Source organism: Bacillus sp. AFS088145 (assembly GCF_002564465.1).
Taxonomy (GTDB): domain Bacteria; phylum Bacillota; class Bacilli; order Bacillales; family Bacillaceae_G; genus Gottfriedia.
Map to the genome: position 1 here is coordinate 200662 of NZ_NUUX01000005.1, position 23569 is coordinate 224230.

Here is a 23569-nt window from a genome sequence, read left to right on the forward strand (position 1 = left end):
GAAGTAATTGAATACTTAAAATAGTATTTAATATTCGAATAATAGTGGTATAGTAAAGAGAGGAAGAGGAATCTTCCTCTCAAAAGCATGTATTTTAATGAATTTAATTTATTTATACAAGGGGGAGCATGTAATGCAAGCTGAAAAAATTACATTAGTAGACGGCCAATTAAACGTGCCAAACAATCCAATTATTCCTTTTATTGAAGGCGACGGGACAGGCCCAGATATTTGGGCAGCATCTTCACGTGTTTTAGATGCAGCTGTAGAAAAAGCATATAATGGTAATCGTAAAATTGAATGGAAAGAAGTTCTTGCTGGTGAAAAAGCATTTAATGTTACTGGTGAATGGTTACCACAAGAAACTTTAAACTTAATAGAAGAGTACATGATCGCAATTAAAGGACCTTTAACAACTCCAGTTGGTGGTGGTATTCGTTCTTTAAACGTTGCTCTACGTCAAGAATTAGATTTATTTGTGTGCTTACGTCCTGTACGTTACTTTGAAGGTGTACCTTCACCAGTTAAACGTCCAGAAGATACAGACATGGTAATTTTCCGTGAAAATACTGAAGATATCTATGCAGGTATTGAATATGAAAAAGGTTCTGAAGCAGTTCAAAAAGTTATCGAATTCTTACAAAAAGAAATGGGTGTTAATAAAATCCGTTTCCCAGAAACATCTGGTATCGGTATTAAACCAGTTTCTGAAGAAGGTACAAAACGTCTTGTACGTGCAGCAATTAATTATGCAATTCAAGAAAACCGTAAATCTTTAACTTTAGTTCATAAAGGTAACATCATGAAATTTACTGAAGGTGCATTTAAGAACTGGGGTTATGAAGTTGCTGAGCAAGAATTCGGCGATAAAGTATTTACATGGGCAGAATACGATCGCATCGTAGAAACAAGCGGTAAAGATGCTGCTAACAAAGCAATGGATGAAGCTGAAAAAGCTGGCAAAATCCTAGTAAAAGACAGCATTGCTGATATCTTCTTACAACAAATTTTAACTAGACCACGTGAGTTCGATGTAGTAGCTACAATGAACTTAAATGGTGACTATATTTCTGATGCACTTGCTGCTCAAGTTGGTGGAATTGGTATCGCTCCTGGAGCAAATATCAACTACGAAACTGGACATGCTATTTTTGAAGCTACTCATGGTACAGCACCTAAATACGCTGGATTAGATAAAGTAAACCCATCTTCAGTTATTCTTTCTGGAGTATTAATGCTTGAGCATATGGGTTGGAGTGAAGCAGCTTCTATGATTCTTAAGTCAATGGAAAAAACAATCGCTTCAAAAGTTGTTACTTATGACTTTGCTCGTCTAATGGATGGGGCTACTGAAGTGAAATGTTCTGAATTTGCAAACGAATTAATTTCAAATATGGAATCAGTTCTTGTATAATTAAATTGTGTTTGTAAACAAAAGGGAGGTATTTGTATGTCAATTCGTAGACGTAAAATTTCCGTAGTAGGTGCTGGATTTACTGGTGCTACAACAGCTTTCTTGCTTGCACAAAAAGAATTAGGGGATGTAGTAATAGTGGATATTCCACAACTAGAGAACCCTACTAAGGGCAAAGCCTTAGATATGCTTGAAGCAAGTCCAGTTCAAGGATTTGATGCTAACATTATTGGTACTAGTGATTATGCTGACACAGCTGATTCAGATGTAGTAGTCATCACAGCAGGTATCGCTCGTAAACCGGGTATGAGCCGTGATGATCTAGTATCAACTAACTCAAACATCATGAAAGCAGTTACTCGTGAAATCGTAAAATACTCTCCTAACTGTACTATCGTTGTTTTAACTAATCCGGTTGATGCAATGACTTATACAGTATACAAAGAAGCTGGTTTTCCTAAACACCGCGTTATAGGACAATCCGGAGTTCTTGACACAGCTCGTTTTAGAACGTTTGTAGCTCAAGAATTAAATTTATCCGTTAAAGATATTTCTGGATTTGTTTTAGGTGGTCATGGAGACGATATGGTACCATTAGTGCGTTATTCATATGCAGGTGGTATTCCATTAGAAAAATTAATTCCAAAAGATCGTTTAGATGCTATTGTTGAACGTACTCGTAAGGGTGGCGGAGAAATCGTTAATCTACTAGGTAACGGAAGTGCTTATTATGCACCTGCTGCATCTTTAGTAGAAATGGTTGAAGCTATACTTAAGGATCAACGTCGCGTGTTACCTACAATCGCTTATTTAGAAGGCGAATATGGGTATAGCGGTATTTACTTAGGAGTTCCTACAATTATTGGCGGAAACGGTATTGAACAAATTATCGAATTAGATTTAACCGCTGAAGAAAAAACAGCGTTAGATCGTTCAGTTGTAGCTGTCAAAAACGTTATGAACGTTTTAGCTTAAAAAGAAGACCCACAAGATAATTTCTAATTACCTTGTGGGTCTTTGATTTTTAGCCTACTTTAATATTCACCTTTAATAACAAAATACGAGCCACGAATCGTTCCAGCTAGTTTAGACTTCTGCCTAGCAAACTTAAACTTCTCTACTAACTCCATTGGAATTTCCATTCCGTCAGAAAGTTTAAAACCAACAGCACGCTTTTTAGGATCATCAACCGTATACATAACATTTACCGAAAGTCCATCCTCATAAAAGACGTAGGTAAATTTAATATTTTCCACTTGAAAACGAGAAGTTTCTAAAGGTTTAGCAGCGAATACGATATCACGTTCTTCTTTCAAAATTCGGTTAACATAATCAAGTGTCTCCTGACTTTCACTGGCAGGCACAACTGTAAATTCATGTTTGTACTTGTTCATAAAATAACGAGCTTCATTAGCGCGTAAACCAGCAAGTGCATCTACTACTGGGGAAGACTCTAAACCAACCGTAGACACATTTTTAAAATCAACTGTATAAGACATGTCCATCTCTCCTTTTCACTTAGCCAAACTTCAATTTAAGCATCTTATCTACTAAATTATACCAAAAACTTATGCATCCGAATGATGTTTCACGATATAAGTATGTACAAATTTTTTATGCAACAAACCATATGATTTTCATGCAAGGTAAACAGATTTAAAAGGTAGTATCTAATCGGAGTATTTAAATTACTTATAGAGGAGAAAGATAGAATTTTATCTTCCATAAGGGGGAAAATATGAATAGACGAATATTAAAATTTTTTATAAGTTTTTTATAAAAATTTTGCCGATTAAGAAGGAAATTTGCTGTTGTTTATCGAATTTTTAAAATATTAAGATAAACAGGGGGTTTAATATGTTAACTAAAAAAGCAAAAATCGGACGAAAACTTGAAGACATTTCAATTGGTGAAAAGTTAATTGTAACAGAACATATTGATGAAAAACATATTTACTTATACCTGGCTTTAACAGGCGATACAAACCCATTATATACTCAATACAACTATGCTTCGCAAACAAAATATAATAAACCGATTGTTCCAAGTTTTATTATAAGCGGGTTAGTTTCTGCAGCAGTTACAAAACATTTACCTGGCCCTGGAAGTCATATAATTAAAAAAGAACTACAATTCGATCAACATATTTATCACAATGAAACAATTTCAATTCATTTTGAAGTAGTTGAAATTAACTTAGATTTAAATGAAGTATGTATTAATGTAAGCGTTTTAAATAAAACGCAAACTGAAATTGCTAATGGAAAACTGACAGTAATTCCACCAACCGTAAACCAATCAAATGCTCTTCTATATGAAAATTTTTAACTTAAAGAATGTCTACTGACATTCTTTTTTTGTTGTTTTGCTTTTGTAGGAACTTTCCATCCCTGCTTTTTACGTTTTACGTCTGATAGAATTTTTAGTATGATTAAAAAGTAGATATAGATAAATAAATAGGATCAAAATGGATGAGGGTTTAACAATGACCTGGAGGAATATGAAATGAACAATAAAATTCTTGTAGTTGACGATGAAGAGCATATCTTAACTTTAATCAAATTTAACTTAGAACAGGCAGGCTTTCAAGTTGTTACAGCTACTGATGGGGAAGAAGGTTTACAAAAGGCTGTAGAGGAAAAACCGGAATTAATTGTTCTAGATCTAATGCTACCTAAAAAAGATGGTATGGAAGTTTGTAAAGAATTAAGACTTCAAAGAAATACTACGCCTATTTTAATGGTTACAGCAAAAGATGATGAGTTTGATAAAGTGTTAGGACTTGAACTTGGTGCTGATGATTACATGACAAAACCATTTAGCCCAAGAGAAGTCGTAGCTAGAGTTAAAGCTATTTTAAGAAGATCTAAAATTACTGAGACACCAGTACAGTCAAACGACGACGCTGATACTGTAATAATAGCTGATTTAAAAATCCTACCTGAGTACTATGAAGCATATTTCCAAGGTGAAAAACTGGAGTTAACACCTAAGGAATTTGAGTTATTATTATATTTAACGAAAAATAAAGGTAGAGTATTAACTCGAGATCAATTATTAAGTGCCGTTTGGAATTATGATTTTGCTGGAGACACTAGAATTGTCGATGTTCATATCAGCCATTTAAGAGAAAAAATTGAACTAGACTCGAAAAAACCAGTTTATATAAAAACAATTCGTGGATTAGGGTATAAATTAGAGGAACCAAGATTAAATGAGTAATCTAAATCGAAAATTGCTCTATGGATTCTCTGCAATAATAATCGTTATTCTTGTTATATTAGGAATCGTACTAGGGCAAATATTTAAATCCTTTTATCTGACAAACTATGATCAAAGAATTGAGAAAGAGACTAACTTAATTGCTTCAATAATGGAGTCGAATACACCATTAACAAAGAATATATCTAATCAAACGTTAAAAAAGATATCTAAGGACTTAAATATCGATATTATTTTATTTGATGATCATTATAATCTTATTGCTAAATCTAGCAATGAGAATGTGGAATTGAATATATCATCAAAGAATTTAAAAGATTATTTAGAACGACTTGATAAAGTAGAGAATGCAGCTAAATTTATCGAAAAAGATTCTGCAGCTAAATATTACGGCAAGAAAATAACAGATAAACATGGTAATAAGCAATTTTTGATTGTTGATTATTCAACTAAGTCAATCAAAGAAGTTTACAGAAGTATTTGGATGTTATTATTTTCATTATTAGGTTTTGTTTTATTTGCCATCATAATTTTACTGATCCGTTACTCGCATCAATTTTCAAAACCAATTGAAGATATTACACAAGTTGCAATTGAATTATCCAAAGGTAATTATAAAGCTAGAACATTAGCTGAAAGTAATGAATCGACAACAATGCTAAGTCAAGCAATGAATGTACTTGCAAAAAATCTACAAGAAATGACTAGTCAACAAGAAATGCAGCAAGATCGTTTAAACACATTGATCCATAATATTGGTAGCGGAGTTGTTTTAATTAATAGTAGAGGTCATGTAAACCTTATTAATAAAACATATCGAGAAACGTTCAAAATTGACTCCAGAAATATACTGGGCGAGCTTTATTATGACGCATTTAAGCATAAAGAAGTTATTGAAATTGTGGAAGAAATTTTTCTAAAAGAAATAAAAGTTAGAAAGCAAATCATTCTGCCATTATCAATTGAAAGAAAACATTTTGAAATATATGGTGCACCAATTATTGGGATAAATCACGAGTGGAAAGGAATCGTTCTTGTTTTCCATGACATAAGTGAATTAAAGAAATTAGAGCAAGTTCGAAAAGATTTTTTTGCAAATGTATCTCACGAGCTTAAAACGCCAATTACATCTATTAAAGGTTTTACTGAAACTCTACTAGATGGAGCAATGGAAAATGATGAGTTATGTAAAAACTTCTTATCGATTATTTTAACGGAAAGTGATCGTATGCAGACACTTATTCAAGATTTGTTAGACCTTTCAAAAATTGAGCAACAGAATTTTAAATTAGATCTTGCAGAAGTATCCGCAAAACAAGTTATTGAAGATGTTGAGCAAATGCTTAATCAAAAAGCAGAAGAGAAGAATATAGACTTCAAATTATACTTAAATAGTCCGTTAGTTGTATATGCTGATGCGTTAAGATTAAAACAAGTAATTATTAATTTAGTTGATAACGCAATTCACTATACTCCAGCTGGTGGTAAAGTATTTATTACTGCTTCTGAGACAAATGATCATATTGTTTTAAGGGTCAATGACACAGGAGTTGGAATTGGAAAAGAAGACATATCTCGTATTTTCGAACGTTTTTATAGAGTAGATAAAGCAAGAAGTAGGAACTCTGGAGGGACAGGCCTAGGCCTTGCGATCGTAAAGCATCTTGTCGAAGCTCATAAAGGCAAAATCGAAGTTGAAAGTAAACTAGGCCATGGGACATCATTCATTGTAACATTAAATAAAAATATTTCGATGTGACATTTACATTGTTTTTACACTGTATTTATTAATAATTAATAAAAAGTTGTTATAGTTATGATGAAAACCCCTTCATCCAAGGAGTTGTCTTAAACCGGGAGTAGTTATACTTCCGGGATTTTTTATATTTAAAACTGTTTTATTTTTTCATTAAGGTGTCCATACTAGTGGATACCTTTTTTATTGCACTTTAAGATCGTATAAATTGGCAGCGAGTAATCACCAATTTTAGGAATAAAGTATAAGTGCAACTACGCCTCTGCCTAAAAGGCTTGTCAGTCGACGAGTTTTCTTTATTTGATCATATTACTTTTATATTTTTTGGGGAAATTATGAGTGTTGAATCATACATCGGAGGGTGGATACAGATGTACGAATACGAATTTGTAAAAGTTAACACGAAAACATCAAATCGTCATTATTATGATGTAGTTGGGAACTATGCTAAAAGTGGCTGGCGCCTTCATCAGGTTGTAAACAATCAGCAAGCAATAGAAGGTTCATGTGTTGAACTAATTTTTGAGCGAGAAATCGACTTAAATTAATTACAGAGGTAGTCTTACGATTCATTCTTAAAAGTCATAATTATTCAACTTTAATCTCAAGTGAATAAAAACTTTTAAAATGCCTGAATCAAAGACGGCCTCTTTTTCTTTTATGAATAGTTCGTGTTAAAATGTTAAGAGCAAGGAAATGAGGAAATGATTAATTTCTTGAAAAGATAAAGTATGAAATAAAAATTATACATAAAAAGATAGTGAGATTTGTAATAGGAAGGGGATCTATTTTGAAGAAGAAATTGGTTTTAATTGATGGGAATAGTATTGCCTATAGAGCTTTCTTTGCATTGCCACTTTTGAGTAATGATAAAGGTGTACATACGAATGCAATTTATGGATTTACTATGATGTTACTGAAAATTCTTGAAGATGAAAAACCGACTCATATGCTTGTTGCATTTGATGCTGGGAAAACAACATTTAGACATAGTACATTTAAAGAATATAAAGGTGGAAGACAAAAGACTCCACCAGAGTTAAGTGAACAGTTTCCGCTTGTTCGCCAGCTATTAGATACATACGGAATTGCACGTTATGAATTAGAGAATTATGAAGCGGACGACATTATTGGTACACTTGCAGGTCAAGCTTCTAAAGATGAATATGAAGTAAAGGTTATCTCAGGTGATCGAGATTTATTACAGCTAGTCGATGATCGTATTACAGTAAGTATGACTAAAAAGGGTATTACTGAGGTTGAAGAATATACTCCTGCAGCAATTCATGAAAAGTATGAGATTACACCTGATCAAATTATTGATATGAAAGGATTAATGGGTGATAAATCTGATAATATTCCTGGTGTACCAGGTATTGGGGAAAAGACTGCAATTAAACTTTTAAAACAGTTTCAAACAGTAGAAGGTCTTTATGAAAATATAGAGGAAGTAAGTGGAGCAAAGCTTCTTCAAAATTTAAGTGAAAATAAAGATCAAGCCTTAATGAGTAAACAATTAGCGACAATTAATAAAAACTCACCAATTGAATTAACTGTAAATGACACAACGCTTCCGGAAGCTGATACGAATAAAGTAGCGGAATTTTTCAAATCTCTTGGATTTACATCATTGTTAGCTAAATTGGATATCAAAGAATCGATTGAAGAACTAGAAGAGATTAACTATGAAGTACTAGATTCAATTGAAGAGAAACATCTAGCTAATCATTCAAGCTTAATCGTTGAAATGATCGGAGAAAATTATCATACAGAAGAAATTCAAGGATTTGGTCTTTCAAATGAAAAAGGTCATTTCTTTATTCCAACAGCTGTAGGGTTAGAGTCGGATTTATTTAAAAAATGGCTCGAGGATGAGCGTGTTAATAAAAATGTATATGATGCAAAAGGTGCTTATGTTGCACTAAAGTGGAGAGGGATTAATTTAAAAGGTGTTAATTTCGACCCATTACTTGCTTCATATATATATGACCCTGCTCAGTCTAATAAAGAATTTGCTGATATTGTAAATGGTAAAATAGATTTTTCAATTCAAACTGCAGAAACGATTTATGGTAAGGGTGCAAAGCAAACTAAGCCATCAGATGAAGTTTTATCAGAATATATTGTTCGTAAAACAATTGCTATTGGCAAATTAAAAGAAACTTTAGAAGAATCATTGCGAAAAAATAGTCAATTTGAACTGCTAACAGAATTAGAATTACCATTAACGTTTATTTTAGGTGATATGGAATTTGAAGGAGTAACAGTTAGAGAAGAGACTCTTCGTACGATGGGTTCAGAACTAGCTAATACGTTAAAAGAGCTTGAAGAGTCTATTTATGAGTTAGCCGGTGAAAAATTCAATATTAATTCACCAAAGCAATTAGGTGTTATATTATTTGAAAAGTTAAATTTACCATCTGGTAAAAAAACAAAAACTGGTTATTCGACATCTGCTGATGTACTTGAAAAATTAGAGGCAGAACATGAAATCATTCGATTAATTCTTCACTATCGTCAAGTTGGGAAATTAAATTCTACTTATGTAGAAGGTTTATTAAAAGTGATAAATGAATCAGATTCCAAGGTTCATACACGATTTAATCAAGTATTGGCACAGACTGGTCGTTTAAGCTCAATTGATCCTAACCTGCAAAACATTCCTATTCGTTTAGAAGAAGGTAGAAAAATTAGAAAAGCTTTTGTCGCATCTAAAAAAGACTGGCTGATCTTTGCTGCCGATTATTCTCAAATTGAATTAAGGGTATTGGCTCATATAGCACAAGACGATAATTTAATGGATGCATTTAAAAATGACTTTGATGTTCATACAAAGACCGCAATGGATGTTTTCCATGTTAGTGCTGATGAGGTAACAAGTAATATGAGAAGACAAGCAAAAGCTGTTAACTTTGGGATTGTATATGGAATTAGTGATTATGGATTATCACAAGGATTAGGTATTACAAGAAAAGAAGCAGCTATATTTATTGAAAAGTACTTTGCTAGTTTTCCAAAAGTAAAAGATTATATGTCAGATATTGTTCAAAAGGCAAAACTAGATGGATTTGTAAGTACAATCTTAAATAGACGTCGTTATATTCCTGAAATTTCAAGCTCAAATTTTAATGTTCGTGGATTTGCTGAAAGAACAGCGATGAATACCCCAATCCAAGGTAGTGCTGCAGATATCATTAAAAAGGCTATGATTTTATTAGATGAGCGTCTTAAAGCAGAAAAACTTCAGGCAAAATTAATTTTACAAGTACATGATGAATTAATATTAGAGGCTCCAAAAGAAGAATTAGCAATATTAGAAAAAATCGTACCAGAAGTAATGGAACATGCTGTCGAGCTAGTAGTGCCATTAAAGGTTGATTATAATTTTGGAGATTCTTGGTTTGAAGCAAAATAAATAGATAGGATGACTTTGTATGCCTGAATTACCAGAAGTTGAAACGGTCAGACGAACTTTACTGGATTTAATAGTTGGGAAAACAATCTCAACAGTAATCGTTTCATGGGGAAAAATAATAAAGAAACCTAATGAAGTAGATGAGTTTCAGATTTTACTAAAAGGTCAAACAGTAGAAAATATAAATCGTCGAGGTAAGTTTCTACTATTTCAATTAAGTGATTTTACACTTGTTTCGCATTTAAGAATGGAAGGGAAATTTCGAGTGTTCCCAGCGGAAGAACCTGTCGCACCTCATACTCATGTTCGATTCCTATTTGAAGATGGAACAGAACTTCGGTATCAAGATGTTCGTAAATTTGGCACAATGCATTTATTTAATAAAGGTGAAGAGAATGAGGGACCACCACTTGCTAAATTAGGTCCAGAGCCATTTTCCGATGAATTTACTGCTGATTATTTAAGAAAAAAGCTTGAAAATACAAACCGAAAAATTAAAGTCGTTTTATTAGATCAGGAATTAGTAGTCGGTTTAGGCAATATTTATGTTGATGAGGTTTTGTTTAGGGCCAAGATTCATCCGGAAACACCTGCATCATCATTAAAGCCTAAACAAATAAAAATACTTGCAGAATCCATTACAGCAACTTTACAAGAGGCTGTGGATTTAGGTGGAAGCACAATTCGTTCTTATGTAAATTCACAAGGTCAAATAGGAACTTTTCAAGATATCATTAAAGTATATGGCAGAAAGGGTTTAGAGTGTCATAATTGCGGCCAACCAATAGAAAAAATAAAAGTTGGCGGTAGAGGTACTTCTTTTTGCCCGGTCTGTCAGCCTAAAAAAAATTAACATAAGGTTCCTTTCTTTCATACTATATCAAGAGTACGAAAGAGAGGAGCCTATTTTTATGGTAAATATGCTATCATTAATACTACTAGCATGCGCACTAAGCTTAGATAGTTGCAGTGTTGGTTTTACTTATGGACTTCGAAAAGTAAAAATTCCTTTAAAATCAATCATTACAATTGCATCTTGTTCAGGGATCATATTAATGACATCCATGGGGATTGGGCATGCAATTACAGACTTTTTTTCACCAATAATAGCAAAAAGAATCGGAGGATTTGTACTTGTATGTATAGGTTTATGGGTACTTTTTCAATTTTACCGATCAAATAAAGGATCAAATATAGAAGAAAAGAATGAGATTGAAGATAAAGGGATTGACTGGGAATTTGAAATTCTAGGTGTAGTCGTAAAAATTTTAAAGAAGCCTACAACTGCAGACATAGATCGTTCAGGTAGTATTAATGGATTGGAAGCGATGTTACTTGGGTTTGCACTTTCACTTGATGCCTTCGGGGCTGGTATAGGTGCATCATTACTTGGATTTTCTCCACTATTGACGGCAATCGTAACATCTACTGCAAGTGCTTTATTCTTATTATTTGGTATGAAATTAGGAAATGTGTTATCGAAAACATTGTGGCTTCAAAAGTTAACTTTTTTACCAGGTGTTTTTTTAATATTAATTGGATTAATGAAGATGTAATAAAAATTATGAAAGAGTGTATCCGAATGGATTTATTCCATTTGGTCCTCTTTATCTAGTGTTAGGAGAATAAAAGATGGGTAAAATTTTTGGACTAACTGGTAGCATTGCAAGTGGAAAAAGTACAGTTTCCAATTTCTTAAAGGAATTAAATGTTCCAATTGTTGATGCAGACGTAATTGCAAAAGAAGTGGTTGAAATGGGACAACCTGCATATAAAAAAATTGTTGAGGCTTTCGGAAGTGAGATTCTTTTAGATTCTGGTGAAATTAATCGACCATTTCTCGGAAGTATTATTTTTAATAGTAAAGAAAAGCGCTTACAACTGAATGAAATAGTACATCCGGAAGTCAGACGTGAAATGAAAGAACAAGCTGATCGATACATAAAACAAGGTGAACCACTTGTTATTTTAGATATTCCTCTTTTATATGAGGGTAACTCAATTGAATTGGTGGAAAAAGTAATCGTAGTGACAGTGTCGGAAGAAAATCAACTAAAGCGTTTAATGAATCGTAATGGTTTATCGAAAGAGGATGCACTTTTACGTATTGCATCTCAAATACCAGTTAAAGAAAAAGCAGCACGTGCTGACTATGTAATAAATAACAATGGTAGCTTTGAGGATACAAAAAGACAAGTTAAAGACCTATTAAATAAAATTATTTCATAAAATAATGTAAATAGTTTAACCAAAATCCAACTTATGTGTTATACTAATTGCAGGGATATAATAAACAGTATAACTTAATTGGGGGTTTACTTATGGTAAATGTAGCAATAAATGGATTTGGTCGAATTGGACGCATGGTTTTCCGTCAAGCAATTAAAAGTGGAGATTATAATATCGTTGCAATTAATGCAAGTTATCCTTCTGAAACTTTAGCGCATTTAATTAAATATGATACAGTTCATGGCAAGTTTGATGGTGAAGTAATTGCAAATGCAGATCATTTAATCGTTGATGGTAAGCGTGTGGAATTAATTAGTGAAAGAAATCCTGAGTTACTTCCATGGAACGAGCTTAATGTTGATATAGTAATTGAAGCAACAGGGAAATTTAATGACGCTGAAAAAGCAAAAATGCACATTACTGCTGGAGCTCAAAAAGTCATTTTAACAGCACCAGGTAAAAATGAAGATATCACAGTAGTAATTGGCGTAAATGATGATAAATTAGACCTAGAAAATCATCATATTATTTCAAACGCATCTTGTACAACTAACTGTTTAGCGCCAGTTGTAAAAGTATTAGATGAGCAATTTGGTATTGTTAATGGATTAATGACAACTGTTCATTCATTTACAAATGATCAAAAAAATATTGATAATCCACATAAAGATTTACGTCGTGCACGTGCTTGCAGTCAATCAATTATTCCAACAACTACAGGTGCAGCAAAAGCATTATCTAAAGTACTTCCACATTTAAATGGCAAGTTACATGGTATGGCTTTACGTGTTCCTACTCCAAACGTATCACTTGTTGACTTAGTTGTTGACTTAAAGAGAGAAGTAACTGTTGAAGAAATTAATGAAGTATTTGAAACAGCTACTAAAGGTTCAATGCACGGAATCATTGAATATTGTAACGAACCATTAGTATCAATTGATTTTAATACAAATACACACTCTGCAATTATCGATTCTCTTTCTACAATGGTAATCGATGGTACAAAAGTTAAAGTATTAGCTTGGTATGATAATGAGTGGGGCTACTCAAGACGCGTAGTTGATTTAGTGTCAATCGTTGCATCTAAAATAAAAAAGCTTGAAACTGTTTAATCATTAAAATATTGTACTTATAAAAAATTGTAAACGAATACAAAAGGCTAACTAGTTTATCTGGTTAGTCTTTTTGAAGTTGTATGACATATTTAGTAATAATATGAATTTATGACTACATAAAAGGGTGGAGTATGACTTAATATCTATGAAAGAAGAACGTTGAACTAGGATTAGAAAAAATTTTTTAGACCAGAAAAAGTTAAAAATCCTCTAAAAAGCATGGCTTCTGTTTAACTTGCTTTTTTTGTCATTCCAGCGTTTTCAGATCTGCCTGACGCAATTTCTTCACAATTAATTTAATAAATAACAAAAAAATAAAATTTATCTTGCAATTCAAATTTAAAAAAAGTATACTAACTTTCGTGAACTTCTAAAAGTATAACTAATTACTTAAAGGGTTAGGACCTCTTTGGACTAACTTTCCCCCGTGGTAGTTGATCATACTTTCGCAATAGAAGTCATGACAAATTATTTTAAGGGGGAAATGAATATGGATACTATGGGTCGTCACGTCATTTCAGAATTATGGGGTTGTAATACAGAAAAATTAAATGATATGAAATTTATTGAGGAAACTTTTGTTGATGCTGCGTTACGCTCTGGTGCAGAAGTTCGTGAAGTTGCTTTTCACAAGTTCGCTCCTCATGGCGTTAGTGGTGTCGTAATCATTTCAGAATCACACTTAACTATTCACAGTTTTCCTGAGCATGGTTATGCAAGTATCGATGTTTACACTTGCGGTGATAGAATTGATCCGAATGTAGCTGCAAACTTTATCGCTGAAGCTTTAGAAGCTGATACTCGCGAAAACGTTGAGTTACCAAGAGGAATGGGTCCCATTCAAGTTGATAATGTAAAAGTTGTAAATGGTAACTAAAAAGAATGGAGAGAGGTGATTTTTCATCTCTCTTTTTTGTTTTTTGATTTAAAGAGAATAGCATAATGCCTCATTTAGGCTACATATGGAGCGGAAACAGATGATTTAAACAGTCTAGTTTCCAATACTCTATTTTGAGAATGAACTAGCTTTACATAGAGAAAAATATTTCCATTAACATAAAATAATGAAATTTCGTTGATTAAGACGAAAGTAGGCTTTGTGACATTTAAGAAATAAACTTTAGTTTATTTTGAATTTGTTATAGTATAGAGTTATAATAATACGTTTAAACAATTAAGTGTTTGGAGTTGAACTATAACGATGAGATGTCCAACGTGTAACTTTAATGGGACAAGAGTACTTGATAGTAGACCAGTAGATGAAGGTCGTTCAATTAGAAGAAGACGTGAATGTGAAGAATGTCAGCATCGTTTTACAACTTTTGAGCGAGTAGAAGATAATCCTATTTTAGTTGTAAAAAAAGAGGGAGCTCGTGAAGAATTTAGTAAAGATAAGATGTTAAGAGGACTAATCAAAGCGTGTGAAAAACGCCCTGTCTCTTTATCTCAGCTAGAAGATATTATTCATAGCATTGAAAAAGAACTAAAAAATAGTGGCACTTCAGAAGTTCCAAGTGAAGTTCTAGGTGAAATGGTCATGGAGCATTTATCTAAAGTTGATGAAGTTGCATACGTACGATTTGCATCAGTTTATCGTCAATTTAAAGATATTAATGTATTCATTGATGAATTAAAAGATTTAATTAACAAAGAGCGAGGTAAAGACGAATAATACTTCGCTCTTTTGATTCAAGAAAGGAATGTTTGAATGTCTATTGATAAGCAACATTGGATGGATGTTCTACCTGCGGATCCTTATACTGTAATGGCAGCTGGGTATTTACATAATTTTCATAGGCAAGTATTGACGATGTTGTATCAACCAATAATTGGTAGTCAAGCTTTAAGTTTATATATGACACTTTGGAGTGAATGTGAACAAACGGACCTTAATCCTAATACATTAACACATCACTCTTTAATGCTTGGAATGAAAAGTAATTTAAAATCAATTTATGAACAAAGATTAATCCTTGAAGGAATCGGCTTACTTAAAGTTTATGAAGGATTTGAAAATAGTACAAAAAAGCTTCTATATGAGCTTCAATCTCCGCTAGATCCTCATTCTTTTTTCGAAGACCCTATCCTAAATATCTTTCTGTTTAAAACAATTGGAAAAACACAATATCAACGAACTAAAACCTTTTTTAGTAGACAGGCATTTTCGAAAGAAGGGTTTCGTGAGATTTCACGTTCATTTGATTCGGTATTCCAAGCAATTACAGTTGAGCAATTAAATGAAATTCAGCAAAGTAACGATCTTTCTACGTCAAATGATCATAGAATTTTACAAGACAATCAGCCGATTAAAATATCTGTCAAAATGGAAGAGTTTGACTATGCTTTATTTTTAGATGGTCTTTCAGATTCGTTTGTTCCAAAAAGAGCATTTACTACAGAAGTAAAAGAAACAATTTTAAAACTTGCATTTTTATATGGAATAAATCCAATTCAAATGAAAACAATTGTTATGCGCTCATTAAATGAAGATAATAAAATCAATATTGAGACGCTTCGACTTGAAGCAAGAGACTGGTATCAATTCCAACATCATGAAGCTCTGCCTACAATTGTAGAAAAGGTTCAACCTATTCAGCATAGACAAATGATCAATGAGCAGCCATCAACTCAAGAAGAAAAATTAATTCATTGCTTCGAAACGATATCTCCTCGCAGGTACCTTAAGGAGATATCGGGTGGAGCTGAACCAAGTGAAGCTGACTTGAAAATTATCGAAGAGATTATGATTGACCAAAAGCTTCTACCTGGAGTCGCAAATGTGTTAATTGACTATGTAATGATCCGTTTAGATAAAAAGCTTTCTAGAAATTACGTAATTAAGATAGCAAGTCATTGGGCGAGAAAAGGTGTAACAACAGTTAAACAGGCTATGGATCTTGCCCGTAAAGAGTTTGAAGAAACTAAACAGAGTGCAACTGCTGCAAAAACTCGCTCAAGTAATAGACGAAATAAAACAATTCGAACTGAGATTGTACCTGACTGGCTCCAATCGAGTGAGTCGAATGATTCACAGACTGCACCGGCAACAATCAATAACCAAAATGATTCTTTGATAGATGAAGAGCGGAAACGATTAGAAAAAGAACTAGAAATGTTTAAAAATAAAAAGAAACGTTAAATGGGAGGACGCTGATGGAACCTATTCAAAACGCATTTAGTGCATTAATGAAAAATAAACAATTCCAGGACACATTTCAAAAAATGCGACAAGAAGTCCGTAGTCACCCAAAAATAATTTCATTTTTAAATGAGCATAAAAATGAAATTACGGATCAAATGATTGATAGTAGCCTAGTTAAGCTATATGAGTATATTGGACAAAGTGTCAATTGTGAAGATTGCCCATCTTTTAAGGAGTGTAAAAATATGGTGCATGGTTATCATCCTCATTTGATTATTCAAGGAAAACGCATTGATGTACAATATGATCGTTGTCCAAATGGTGTGAAAAATGATAAACGCAAAAAACATGAATCATTGATAAAATGCATGTACTTACCAAAGGATGTTCTTCAAGCTTCTATGTCAAACTTGTCTTTAGAAGACCCTGGCCGTTTTGAAGCAATTTCTGCTGCTAGACAGTTTATTATGAACTATGAAAAAGGAAAAATGGCTCAAGGTTTATATTTACATGGTCCATTTGGGGTTGGAAAAACGTTTATTCTTGGGGCTATAGCAAATGAACTAGCAGAGGAAGAAATAACTTCAATGCTCGTTTATTTACCAGAATTTTTACGCGAACTAAAAAGCTCTATTAGTGATGGCACATTAGAGGAAAAAATTGAAGCTGTAAAAAAAGTGGAAGTTCTAATGTTAGATGATATTGGTGCAGAGCAAATGTCTAGTTGGGCAAGAGATGAAATATTAGGTACAATCCTTCAATACCGCATGCTAGAAAAATTGCCTACCTTCTTTACATCTAATGCTGATCTAAACCAATTAGAGCATCACTTAACATATTCTCAACGTGGAGAAGAAGAAAGAGTTAAAGCAGCACGTATTGTAGATCGTGTTAAGTTTTTAGCTAAACCAGTTAAAATTTCTGGTTCAAATTTAAGACATTCATAAAAAAACCAAAAAATGGCGTAAAATCACAAATTACTAAGTGATTTTGCGTCATTTTTTAATTATTTCTTTAATATATATAGGACTAGGTGGTGCTAGAAAGGGGGGAACAGGGTGATTGAAATTTTTTTCAATGAACCCATTGACGCAGCTTATGTCTACGAACGATTACAAAAACGCTTAAAAAAGCAATCGAGACCATACATTTTAAGAAGACACAAAATCAATACAATTTTAATCACATTTCCTCAAAACACTGAAGATTTAATAAAAAGTATTTTAGTTCCGACACTAGTACAATTTATTTTACTTCAAAAAGAAGATAAGTGGATTCAATCCATTTTACATACATCTTTTTTCTATGAGGAAGACGAGCAAAGTCAAATCATACCTATTGCACAATCATTATTAAGAGGAACTAGAAGAAGCATACCAAACCAGAAAAAAATTCGTAGAAGTAAAAATCTAGTTTCATATGCACTTTCTGAGTATTTAAAAGATGGAGTAAATTTTAGCTTCGATTCATTTATTACATTTCGTTTAAAGGAATATTATAAGCAGTTAGCCTATGTTTGTGAAATTGCAATAGATGAGTACAAATTAGAAAACGAATACCAAAATCTTATTGAGAGTCTAAGGCAACAGGTACTTAAAACGGATGCGATAATTCCTCATGTGCATATCGTTTTTGACGGGAAGTTTAGCGTATATGATCATCTCTTTTTACCTCTTACTAAAGATGTATTAAAAGAATATGGCAAACAAGTGGAAAATAGAGAGTATATTGATAACGAATTAATTTTGCCCTTAACGGCAATTGCGCCTAAAAGAATTCATTTATACACTTCATCAGTCGATATTTCATTAATCATTACACTTCAAAATATCTTTCAAGAACGAGTCCTAATACATACATTACAAGAGTTTTCACAGGAAAAATTGAAATGAAAATTTATAATTTAAAAAAGCATTGTCATAAATAAGTTTCTTTGATATAATAAATTTCGTTGCGAACAAAGCATACGAATATTGACAACATCATGTCGCTATGTTATAGTAACGAAAGAAAAGAATACTTATTTGTTGAAGAAGAAGCACCCGCTTCTCACCTGGATGACGCTACACGCTGTTATCAGGTAACAGAATCATTAATTACTTTGATACTGTCAGTGTGGGTGTATTTATATACCCACACTTTTTTGTTGGGTTATGATTGCTTCAACGATACAAATTAAGACTATTCTTACAATACCTTGGAGGTGTTTTACTATTAGCAAAGACATGATGGTAAACGATGGAATTCGTGCTCGTGAAGTTCGATTAATTGGTCCTAACGGAGATCAACTTGGAATCAAGACAAAACAAGAGGCTCTTGAGTTAGCTTCGAATGTTAATCTTGATCTAGTGATGGTAGCACCAACGGCAAAACCACCTGTATGTCGAATTATGGACTACGGAAAATTCCGTTTCGAGCAACAAAAGAAAGACAAAGAGAGCCGTAAAAACCAAAAAATTATTAGCATGAAAGAAGTTCGTTTAAGTCCTACAATTGATGAACATGACTTTAACACAAAGCTTCGTAATGCAATTAAGTTCTTAGAAAAAGGCGATAAAGTTAAAGCGTCTATTCGCTTCAAAGGACGCGCTATTACGCATAAGGAAATTGGACAACGAGTACTTGATCGTTTCTCAACTGCTTGTGCAGAAGTCGCAACTGTTGAGTCACATCCAAAAATGGACGGTCGTAGTATGTTCTTAGTCTTAGCACCTAAAAACGAAAAGTAATTTATTTGAGGAGGAAACACGATATGCCTAAAATGAAAACTCACCGTGGTTCAGCAAAACGTTTTAAAAAGACTGGATCTGGTAAATTAAAACGTGGTCGTGCATACACAAGCCACTTATTCGCTAACAAATCTACAAAAGCAAAACGTAAATTACGTAAAGCTTCATTAGTAAGCAAAGGCGATTTCAAACGTATCCGCTTTATGCTTACAAACATGAAATAAGAACGATAAACGTATTAGATAGATATCTAGGAGGGAAACAATATGCCAAGAGTTAAAGGCGGTACAGTTACACGCGCTCGTCGTAAAAAGGTTATTAAATTAGCAAAAGGTTATTACGGTTCTAAACATACATTATTCAAAGTTGCAAACCAACAAGTTATGAAATCATTAATGTATGCTTACCGTGACCGTCGTCAAAAGAAACGTGATTTCCGTAAATTATGGATCACTCGTATCAACGCGGCTGCTCGTATGAACGGACTTTCTTACAGCCGTTTAATGCACGGATTAAAATTAGCAGGTATCGAAGTTAACCGTAAAATGTTAGCTGACCTAGCTGTTGCTGACGAAAAAGCATTTGCTGAATTAGCAAACGCTGCAAAAGCTAACTTAAAATAATTCGTTTAAAAAATCCTTAACATTTGTTAAGGATTTTTTTTCACTTTAAAGTATAAATTGGCAACGAGGAAGTTAATTCGACGTGGTATCCAATTTTAGTAATAAAGTATAAGTGCAACTAAATCTCTGTCTTCGCCTTAAGGCTTGCCAATCGGCAAGTTTTCTTTATTTGAATAGATTTTTTAAACGAAACTAAATTCTTTTTTCATGTTTTTAACGTTTGATTCATGACAATATTTTGTGAAACCAGATGGAAATGAAAACTCTTTTTCTAATAAATTTATTTCTTCCTCATTATTATTCTGTACAGCTTTTTGAAGTCTTTCTAAGTAACTTCTACCTAGCTCAATTCGAGTAGCAATCTCTTCTTTATTTGATGAAACTTGGCCGTGGCCTGGAACTAACAATGAGAAATCAAACTTATTAATCAGTTCTTCTGCCTTATCTAAAGTATTGTAATAACTTTTTACACTATCAAATACAATCGGAAGTTCAAAATCAGATAAATAATCCCCTGTAACCCATATTCCTAAATTTTCAATAAAAAGGAATAACCCATCTTTCGTATGCCCAGGAGAATGATAAAATCTTAATGTTGTCTGTCCGATTTTAATTTCCTGACCATCTTCACTAATAATTAAATCAATTTTTGGAAATTGTATTGGCTGGGCATGATTAATATAATTATCATTGTAAAATTGACGGATTTTCGATAGTTTAATATCTTTTTCAGGATGGTTATGTAAATTTTCACTACCAATAGTCTTAGCGTTAGGAAATGCATAATAACCTATAATGTGATCAAAATCTCCATGTGTAAAGTATAAATAAATTGGTCGTTCATTTTTTATTGATTCAACAAATTCCTTTATCTCATTTATTTCATGAGGTAACCAAGTTGGATCCACAATAATAATACAATCGTCGGTTGCTACAACTGTTGAGTTTGTTTGAAATAATGCACTTTGAAATACTGTAAGATTGTCATTTTGAAATAAAATCATTGAATTACTCCTTTAATTTTTAGAAAATTATGCCGTTATTTAATATTGTACCAAATAATAGAAAAAACCTTAATGAAATAACTACAAAAGTGTCAGTTCATTAAGGGTATAACTAGAATGATTATCTTGGAAAGAAATTTGGCTTAAGCGTTGTATCATCGTATCGTTTATGAAATACATGAGTTGTAGCAGGCGACATAGGAGGAATTAACCACTTCCAATTACCTGTTAACTCACGGCAACATGATTCTTCTTGTTTTTCAAATTGAAGAAATTGCTGTGCAGCAGAATGATGATCAACAATACTAACACCATTTTTTTTATATGAATATAAAACGGCAATATTTAATTCAACTAGTGCACGATCTTTCCAAAGTGTACTGTTTCTTTTTGTATCTTGACCGATAATTTTTGCTACTTTAGGCAACAGATTAAAACGAAATTCATCAGCAAAATTTCGAGCACCGATTTCAGTTCCCATATACCATCCATTAAATGGAGCAGCGCTATAAGATATACCACCAATCTCTAGAGTCATATCTGATATCATCGGGACAGCATACCATTTAGTATTTAAAGGAGAAAAATCATATTCAGGATGTTCGATCGGTACTTCGAGTACGATTTCATTTGGGATCGTAAAATAGTCTGGTTCATGATTGTCTAAAGAATAAACAATGGGCAATATATCGAAGTTAGTACCATTTCCTTTCCAACCAAGACTCTCACATTCCTTTGTAAACTCGATCGATTTTGGGTCTCCAATTATTCCATTTTCAGTTTCGTAGCCGGCATATCGTATCAGCTGGTGATTATGGATTTTAAGAGAATTAATTGTTCCTAGTTTTGGTTTGAAAATTGTAATTGTAGGTAGAATCTTACCTGAATTTGTAGCATAGCTTATATGATGCAATATTTCGTTCTCTATACCTTTATCATCGTTAATATGGCGAGCATCTAAAACATGAAGCTTATCCCAAAATAGTCTACCGATACAACGGTTACTATTGCGCCACGCCATTTTCGCACCGTGCTCTAATTCCTCATAATTATGAGTGTAAAAACCAGTATCTCGTATTTCAGCTTCGATACTTTTTAATCGTTTTTCTATTTGATCGGATTTATCGAGTTCCTTATAGCATTGTGATATAAAGGAAAATGCTTCTTTATATAAAGCGGAAGTTGTTATCATATTAATCTCCAGATGGTTAATTTAAAAAACTAGTAATAATTTATAAGCTTTATTATTATACCCCACAAATAATTTAGAGAAAATTAATATAAAATTTATATGTTTTAATACGAAGGGCTGAAGAACTATCTAAAAATTTTGTCAAAAGGAATCCCAAATTGTATAATGTTATATGTACATAATCTTAATTAAAAAAAGGATGGATGAGTTTGTCTACTTTAGATGCAAAGTTACAAATGTTAAAAGAACTAACAGATGCAAACGGCGTAGCTGGATTTGAACATGAACCACGTGAAGTAATGAGAAAATATATTACACCACTTGCTGATGAGGTTGTAACTGATAATTTAGGAAGCTTAATAGCAGTTAAAACCGGAGACCCAAATGGTCCAAGAATTAAAGTTGCTGGACATCTTGATGAAGTTGGATTTATGGTTACACAAATTGATGATAAAGGATTTTTACGTTTTCAAACAATTGGTGGCTGGTGGTCCCAAGTAATGCTTGCTCAGCGTGTTACCATTTCAACAAAAGAAGGTAATATTACAGGTATTATTGGCTCGAAACCGCCTCATATTATGAGTGCAGAAGCAAGAAGAAAAGTAGTAGATATTAAGGATATGTTTATTGATATCGGTGCTTCAAGTAAAGAAGAGGCATTAGAATTTGGGGTTCGTCCTGGAGACCAAGTTGTTCCATATTTTGAATTCCAAACGATGAAAAATGAAAAATTATTATTAGCAAAAGCATGGGATAACCGTATCGGTTGTGCTATTGCAATTGACGTTTTAGAACAATTACAAGGCCAAGCACATCCGAATATCGTATTTGGAGTTGGAACAGTACAAGAAGAAGTAGGACTTCGTGGTGCAAAAACATCTACGTATAAAATTGAACCAGATATCGGTTTTGCATTAGATGTCGGTGTTGCAGGTGACATGCCAGGTGTATCTGAAAGAGAAGCACAAGGTAAATTAGGCAAAGGCCCACAAATCGTTTTATATGATGCATCGATGGTGTCTCATAAAGATTTACGTGAATTTGTAGTAAATGTAGCAGATGAAATTGGAATTCCATATCAATATGAATTCATGCCTGGTGGAGGAACTGACGCTGGTTCAATGCATATTACTATGAAAGGCGTTCCAGCATTAGCAATTACAATTCCAACGAGATATATTCATTCTCATTCTGGAATTCTTCATCGTGATGACTATGAAAATACAGTTAAATTAATCGTAGAAGTAATCAAACGATTAGATCGCGATACAGTAGATCGTATAACATATAACTAAGAAAAATCAATCCCTCATTTATTGAGGGATTTTTTTTGTAGTTTTAAATTAAAATTGCTTACATCTTGTATTTTAGGTGACCCCTTATAAGGAACTAAAAACCAAGATTTTGTAGTTATAGTACCTCATGAACCCATTATGAGTAATTAAACCTCAACATCTTGCTTTTTTACATCCCCATGAAACTTACTTGATAAAGTAATTTTCATATCTCCGAATAAACCTCATTTATTAAGGTTTTTTTGCTTCTTCTACATACCTAACCAACCTGATTTTCCCACTTTTTCATACCTTAACGTTATCGAACTGAAACAAATTGTATTATTCCTATAACTTGTTTGAAATAGTTTTGTCATATCTTATTGTTATCATGAATGCACGCTTTTCAAATAAGGATACTCGGAAATAGAGTTTGAAAAATGGTTTCTTAGGG

23 protein-coding genes and 1 other annotated feature are annotated in these 23569 nt (G+C 32.9%); of the genes, 20 read left to right on the plus strand and 3 right to left on the minus strand.

The features are described 5' to 3' along the window. Nucleotides 1-133 precede the first annotated feature (133 nt). A complete protein-coding gene (gene icd / locus COI44_RS02945; protein ID WP_098426575.1) occupies nucleotides 134-1414 on the plus strand; it encodes an NADP-dependent isocitrate dehydrogenase in 1281 nt (426 codons plus the stop codon). 36 nt (nucleotides 1415-1450) lie between these two features. After that, nucleotides 1451-2389, plus strand: coding sequence for a malate dehydrogenase (gene mdh, locus COI44_RS02950; RefSeq protein ID WP_098426576.1), 939 nt, complete (start codon nucleotides 1451-1453; stop codon nucleotides 2387-2389). Between the two features lie 59 nt (nucleotides 2390-2448). Here mdh and COI44_RS02955 read toward each other — a convergent pair whose 3' ends face one another. After that, nucleotides 2449-2913, minus strand: a complete 465-nt coding sequence (locus tag COI44_RS02955; protein WP_025568414.1) for a hypothetical protein — start codon at nucleotides 2911-2913, stop codon at nucleotides 2449-2451. 358 nt (nucleotides 2914-3271) lie between these two features. Between COI44_RS02955 and COI44_RS02960 the strand changes: the two genes are divergently transcribed. The 17 genes from COI44_RS02960 to rplT all read left to right on the plus strand — a co-directional run bounded on the left by COI44_RS02960 (nucleotide 3272) and on the right by rplT (nucleotide 19645). Beyond that, entirely contained in the window at nucleotides 3272-3742 is a 471-nt protein-coding gene (locus COI44_RS02960) for a MaoC/PaaZ C-terminal domain-containing protein (protein WP_025568415.1), read from the plus strand. Nucleotides 3743-3919: 177 nt separating this feature from the next. Beyond that, complete coding sequence (locus COI44_RS02965) at nucleotides 3920-4636, plus strand: response regulator transcription factor (protein WP_098426577.1); 717 nt, start codon at nucleotides 3920-3922, stop codon at nucleotides 4634-4636. Beyond that, the gene (gene pnpS, locus COI44_RS02970; RefSeq protein WP_098426578.1) at nucleotides 4629-6395 is read left to right on the plus strand and encodes a two-component system histidine kinase PnpS; all 1767 of its coding nucleotides are present in this window, start codon (nucleotides 4629-4631) and stop codon (nucleotides 6393-6395) included. The genes COI44_RS02965 and pnpS overlap by 8 nt, the downstream gene beginning before the upstream one ends. A 368-nt stretch (nucleotides 6396-6763) precedes the next feature. Beyond that, complete coding sequence (locus tag COI44_RS02975; protein WP_179886990.1) at nucleotides 6764-6940, plus strand: DUF4177 domain-containing protein; 177 nt, start codon at nucleotides 6764-6766, stop codon at nucleotides 6938-6940. A gap of 242 nt (nucleotides 6941-7182) precedes the next feature. Continuing rightward, nucleotides 7183-9807: a DNA polymerase I gene (gene polA / locus COI44_RS02980; protein ID WP_098426580.1), complete on the plus strand. Its 2625-nt coding sequence runs from the start codon at nucleotides 7183-7185 to the stop codon at nucleotides 9805-9807. Between the two features lie 19 nt (nucleotides 9808-9826). Then, nucleotides 9827-10660: a DNA-formamidopyrimidine glycosylase gene (gene mutM, locus COI44_RS02985; RefSeq protein WP_098426581.1), complete on the plus strand. Its 834-nt coding sequence runs from the start codon at nucleotides 9827-9829 to the stop codon at nucleotides 10658-10660. Between the two features lie 19 nt (nucleotides 10661-10679). Further along, a complete protein-coding gene (ytaF, locus tag COI44_RS02990; RefSeq protein WP_286134016.1) occupies nucleotides 10680-11363 on the plus strand; it encodes a sporulation membrane protein YtaF in 684 nt (227 codons plus the stop codon). Nucleotides 11364-11439: 76 nt separating this feature from the next. After that, nucleotides 11440-12036 (plus strand): dephospho-CoA kinase, encoded by a 597-nt coding sequence (gene coaE / locus COI44_RS02995; protein WP_098426583.1) that lies wholly within the window; start codon nucleotides 11440-11442, stop codon nucleotides 12034-12036. Between the two features lie 92 nt (nucleotides 12037-12128). Further along, nucleotides 12129-13148, plus strand: coding sequence for a glyceraldehyde-3-phosphate dehydrogenase (locus COI44_RS03000; protein WP_098426584.1), 1020 nt, complete (start codon nucleotides 12129-12131; stop codon nucleotides 13146-13148). Between the two features lie 493 nt (nucleotides 13149-13641). Then, nucleotides 13642-14028, plus strand: a complete 387-nt coding sequence (speD, locus tag COI44_RS03005) for an adenosylmethionine decarboxylase (protein WP_088013420.1) — start codon at nucleotides 13642-13644, stop codon at nucleotides 14026-14028. A gap of 324 nt (nucleotides 14029-14352) precedes the next feature. After that, the gene (gene nrdR / locus COI44_RS03010) at nucleotides 14353-14823 is read left to right on the plus strand and encodes a transcriptional regulator NrdR (protein WP_025568424.1); all 471 of its coding nucleotides are present in this window, start codon (nucleotides 14353-14355) and stop codon (nucleotides 14821-14823) included. 36 nt (nucleotides 14824-14859) lie between these two features. Then, a complete protein-coding gene (locus tag COI44_RS03015) occupies nucleotides 14860-16290 on the plus strand; it encodes a replication initiation and membrane attachment family protein (RefSeq protein ID WP_098426585.1) in 1431 nt (476 codons plus the stop codon). A gap of 14 nt (nucleotides 16291-16304) precedes the next feature. Further along, nucleotides 16305-17240 carry a primosomal protein DnaI gene (gene dnaI, locus COI44_RS03020; RefSeq protein WP_098426586.1) on the plus strand — a complete coding sequence of 312 codons (936 nt, stop codon included), beginning with the start codon at nucleotides 16305-16307 and terminating at the stop codon, nucleotides 17238-17240. A gap of 111 nt (nucleotides 17241-17351) precedes the next feature. After that, on the plus strand, nucleotides 17352-18185 hold the full coding sequence (gene ytxC / locus COI44_RS03025; RefSeq protein WP_098426587.1) for a sporulation protein YtxC: 834 nt from the start codon (nucleotides 17352-17354) through the stop codon (nucleotides 18183-18185). 132 nt (nucleotides 18186-18317) lie between these two features. Continuing rightward, nucleotides 18318-18444 (plus strand) — a sequence feature (ribosomal protein L20 leader region). A gap of 74 nt (nucleotides 18445-18518) precedes the next feature. Beyond that, a complete protein-coding gene (gene infC, locus COI44_RS03030) occupies nucleotides 18519-19022 on the plus strand; it encodes a translation initiation factor IF-3 (RefSeq protein ID WP_069034593.1) in 504 nt (167 codons plus the stop codon). A 23-nt stretch (nucleotides 19023-19045) separates the two neighbouring features. Continuing rightward, entirely contained in the window at nucleotides 19046-19246 is a 201-nt protein-coding gene (gene rpmI / locus COI44_RS03035; protein WP_025568429.1) for a 50S ribosomal protein L35, read from the plus strand. Nucleotides 19247-19288: 42 nt separating this feature from the next. Then, nucleotides 19289-19645, plus strand: a complete 357-nt coding sequence (rplT, locus tag COI44_RS03040) for a 50S ribosomal protein L20 (RefSeq protein ID WP_025568430.1) — start codon at nucleotides 19289-19291, stop codon at nucleotides 19643-19645. 182 nt (nucleotides 19646-19827) lie between these two features. Here rplT and COI44_RS03045 read toward each other — a convergent pair whose 3' ends face one another. Continuing rightward, the gene (locus COI44_RS03045; RefSeq protein ID WP_098426589.1) at nucleotides 19828-20649 is read right to left on the minus strand and encodes an MBL fold metallo-hydrolase; all 822 of its coding nucleotides are present in this window, start codon (nucleotides 20647-20649) and stop codon (nucleotides 19828-19830) included. Between the two features lie 121 nt (nucleotides 20650-20770). Further along, entirely contained in the window at nucleotides 20771-21841 is a 1071-nt protein-coding gene (locus COI44_RS03050; protein ID WP_098426590.1) for a nitric oxide synthase oxygenase, read from the minus strand. Between the two features lie 209 nt (nucleotides 21842-22050). On the opposite strand from COI44_RS03050, the gene COI44_RS03055 reads away from it, so the two are divergent. Next, nucleotides 22051-23136: a M42 family metallopeptidase gene (locus tag COI44_RS03055; RefSeq protein WP_098426591.1), complete on the plus strand. Its 1086-nt coding sequence runs from the start codon at nucleotides 22051-22053 to the stop codon at nucleotides 23134-23136. Nucleotides 23137-23569 lie beyond the last annotated feature (433 nt).